A 1999-nucleotide genomic window follows, 5' to 3' on the forward strand; every position below is an offset into this window, starting at 1 on the left:
GCATCTGAAATCGTATCGCATGTAAGTAATGTATCTAAATGACACCACACTCGTCCGCTAGGATAAATATTTCCCGTCTTAACTTCTTTTGATGGCATGATTGCAGGACCTAGGGTATAAATAAAGTGTGGTTCCCATTCTTGATCTGGCATTTCAGATATAATTTTGTGAGGGTTAGTTGAAACGTCATATCCTTCAATATGGTGTATTGATTGCAGCTTGCCATGATACCTAAAAGCTATGTAGTTTGGTGGTTCTTTTGGCCAGCCTCTACCACCCATAGGATGAAAGTATTTTTTCTTCTGCTTCACTATATCAATCCATGTTAACGAGCAATCTTCCGGGTTACCAGAACCAAGTGATACCACATATACTTCATTAGAATTTTGATTTTGCATTGTCACTAACCCCCTTAAATATACCTGCAACTCCTTTAGTAGCTTCTTTTCTGAATTGGAAGAAGATGAATATGCAGCTGCAGTAAAGTCATGAACATCTCTCCACGACACATGCTTTATTGGAATACCATCTGCATCTTTTATCTCTAAATTATGATACGCATATACTCTCGAACATTCTGAAAGAGTAACAATCACCTTGTTCTTAGCATAGCTTCTTTTGAAAGATTCACGATTTGCATATTTAAGTAATTGGCCCTCTGAAGGGAGGACCCACCCTCGCTTCGCTTCAACAATTATGAAGAAATCTTTATCATCTTTAATCTCAATATCTGTAATTCCGGAACCTTTGTCATATTCCTGTACACATACCTCTACGTTCTCTAGCTTAAAGTCAGTTATTCCACATACATCTTTTATAAAAATTTCAAGCATAGCTCCACATTTACTTAATACCCAAGCAGTACTATGGCTAATATCATTCTCTTTATAACCCATCAACTGAAAAATACTATTAATACCTCTCCCATGTAATTTAAAGCTTGGCAATAGTCTCACCACCAATTATATAATAATTTAATTCGTGATTATTAAACATCTTTATCTATTCCGATTACAACATCGTCTCCTTTATTGCAGGAATATAATCCCACAACAAAGATCACATAGAATCAAAAAATCCAATTAAACAAATAAAGTACTAGTAATAGTTTTTAATAAAATCATTAAAATCATTTTTTAATAGATAGTCCTTCAAGATACGAATAAACCGTAAAATAATTTATCACTGTTATTTTTAAGTATTGTTTTGTTTCGTCTCTTAAATGGTAAGGTATACCAATATCTTTTATAACTTTACAGGTATTATTGTTATTTATGGATTACTCATTGGTTTTACTATCAAGGTAATGCAATAGAACTCGTGACAGATTTATAATAAACATCGCTTCTTTTTCTTCGATGATGTCCTCGTTTGGATGAGAATAACCATGTTTATTTCTAATATCATTCATGCTGTTCAGAAATTTACTAACAACATTAACTGTTTGATTAACAGGCTTATGATGTTTTTTTACATCTATGTTGAAACTTGGGTGGTCTGTCTTTAGTTTACTCCACATTTCTTGAATGTTAACATCTGTCCTCTCAAATATAATTCCCTGCTGAACACATAACTCTTTTAAGTAACCATGGATAGCTGTGTGTGCACGATCAACCGCACTACTATACGAGTGATTCTTAATAAGAGTTTCGGCTTGATTTAGAGCTTCCCTCACGAATGCGATGTTATGTTTTAATTCACCTTGCTCTATTACTTCACCTCTTAGTTCCGTTATACATTTTGATATCTTCTCATGTAGGTTTTCTTTGTTTTTGTATTCACTTGCCGTAATTATTCCTTCTTCCATCAAATCCTCAAAATAATGTAACGGAAACTTTTCTAAAGTACCTGAAAGAATCTTTGATTGATCGTTTGAATTTGCTTCCAAGAGTATTTTTCTGAATTTTTCTCGTGTAGTTCCGTCATATTTATTTGGGTTAATATCCAATCCGCAATAACTTGGATAGAAGTCTGCATGAGTACGATATGAAAAATTCCC

2 protein-coding genes are annotated in these 1999 nt (G+C 33.6%); both read right to left on the minus strand.

Annotated features, from left to right (window positions below; genetic code table 11):
- Window positions 1–947, minus strand: a 947-nt coding sequence (locus A194_RS0116040; protein WP_017187796.1) for a PDDEXK-like family protein, incomplete at its 3' end; no start/stop codon positions are given.
- A 332-nt stretch (window positions 948–1279) separates the two neighbouring features.
- On the minus strand, window positions 1280–1999 hold a 720-nt coding region (locus tag A194_RS18960; RefSeq protein WP_017187797.1), incomplete at its 5' end, for an abortive infection family protein.

This window comes from Alkalibacillus haloalkaliphilus C5 (genome assembly GCF_000269905.1).
GTDB lineage: Bacteria > Bacillota > Bacilli > Bacillales > Alkalibacillaceae > Alkalibacillus > Alkalibacillus haloalkaliphilus_A.